The 1,691-nt window shown below is 63.4% G+C and carries 2 protein-coding genes; both read right to left on the bottom strand.

The window, feature by feature from the left end:
• Positions 1-116: 116 nt before the first annotated feature.
• Positions 117-854: an S-methyl-5'-thioinosine phosphorylase gene (locus OQK_RS28600; protein WP_016775487.1), complete on the bottom strand. Its 738-nt coding sequence runs from the start codon at positions 852-854 to the stop codon at positions 117-119.
• A 12-nt stretch (positions 855-866) separates the two neighbouring features.
• A partial coding sequence (gene nagZ, locus OQK_RS28605; protein WP_038861938.1) for a beta-N-acetylhexosaminidase occupies positions 867-1,691 on the bottom strand: 825 nt, incomplete at its 5' end.

The raw sequence follows: 1,691 nt of genomic DNA on the forward strand, positions 1-1,691 counted from the left end.
ATCTCGACCCGGTCATCGGCGGCATAAGCGCGGGCCTTGGCCAACGCCTTGCTACTGAATGCGTGGGTCCATGTCAGCCCTTTGAGCCGCTCGATGAAAATGCTCATGGACAGTCCTTAGCTGGCCAGCACTCGGGCCAACGTTGATTTCACCTTGCCCATTCCATCGTGCAGGGCCTGCTCGATTTCAGCCATGGTGATGACTTCGGTGGTCTTGCCGGCTGCAGGATTCACCACCAGCGCCAGACAGGCGTAATCCAGATCCAGCTCACGCGCCAACGCTGCTTCGGGCATGCCGGTCATGCCGACGATGTCGCAGCCGTCACGCTCCAGTCGCACGATCTCGGCGACCGTTTCCAGACGCGGACCCTGGGTGCAGGCGTACACGCCTTGATCGCTGTATTCGCAGCCTTCGGCGGCGACCGCGGCAATCAGTTGCTGACGCAACGGCTCGCTGTAGGGAAAGCTGAAATCGATGTGGGTGACGTGTTCCAGATCATCGGCGAAATAGGTGTGCTCGCGCCCACTGGTGTAGTCGACGATCTGGTGCGGCACGCAGAAATGCCCGGTGCCCATGGCCGGATGAATCCCGCCCACTGCATTCACGGCGATGATCGCTTCGGCACCCGCCTGCTTCAGCGCCCACAGATTGGCGCGGTAGTTGACCTTGTGCGGCGGGAAACGATGCGGGTGACCGTGACGGGCGAGGAACAGCACTTCCTTGCCGGCGTACTCACCAATCTGCACCTCGGCCGAAGGCGCGCCGTACGGGGTGTCGACTGCCAGCGACTGGCGAATGCTCAGACCTTCGAGCTGAGTCAGGCCAGTGCCACCGATGATTGCGTAAACGGTCATAACGAAAAATCCTTAATCGATCAGTTGAGCGTCTTTGAGCGCGCCGAGGGCGGTGAGCCAACGCGGGTCCTGACGATAATCGGTGCTGGCGAAGGCCTGCCCGCGCATCTTCGCGATGCGCGCGGAAGGCTTGACCTTCATACGCTGGGCGGCACTCAACGCCAGCTCGGCAGCGGCGCGGTCGTTGCACACCAGACCCATGTCGCAACCGGCACTCAGCGCGGCTTCGATGCGGCTGGCAGCGTCGCCGACCACGTGGGCGCCGGCCATCGACAGATCATCGCTGAAGATCACGCCGTCGAACTGCAACTCGCCACGCAGGATCTCCTGCAGCCAGCGTCGGGAGAAACCGGCGGGCTGCGAGTCGACTTGCGGATAGATGACATGGGCCGGCATGACGGCGGCCAGCTGCTTGCTCAAACGGGCGAAGGGCACCAGATCATTGGCGCGGATTTCGTCGAGATTGCGCTCGTCGTTCGGAATCGCCACGTGGGAGTCGGCTTCGGCCCAGCCGTGGCCCGGGAAATGTTTGCCGGTGGCGGCCATGCCGGCGCTGTTCATGCCGCGAATGAATGCACCGGCGAGCAAGGCGGCGCGCTCGGGATCGCCTTCGAAAGAACGGGTGCCCACCACGGCGCTGCGCTGATAGTCCAGATCCAGCACCGGGGCGAAACTCAGGTCGAGCCCGACCGCCAGCACTTCGGTGGCCATGATCCAGCCGCATTGCTCGGCGAGATACTCTGCATTCGGGTTATCGGCGATGGCGCGCATCGCTGGCAGACGGACGAAACCCTGACGCAAGCGCTGCACGCGCCCGCCTTCCTGATCCACTGCCAG

Origin of the sequence: Pseudomonas sp. R62 (assembly GCF_000257605.1) — a bacterium.
Lineage (GTDB): Bacteria > Pseudomonadota > Gammaproteobacteria > Pseudomonadales > Pseudomonadaceae > Aquipseudomonas > Aquipseudomonas atacamensis.

Excerpts from the sequence above, each read along its gene's own strand:
- OQK_RS28600 (WP_016775487.1), bottom strand. The coding sequence starts at position 854 with ATGACCGTTTACGCAATCATCGGTGGCACTGGCCTGACTCAGCTCGAA.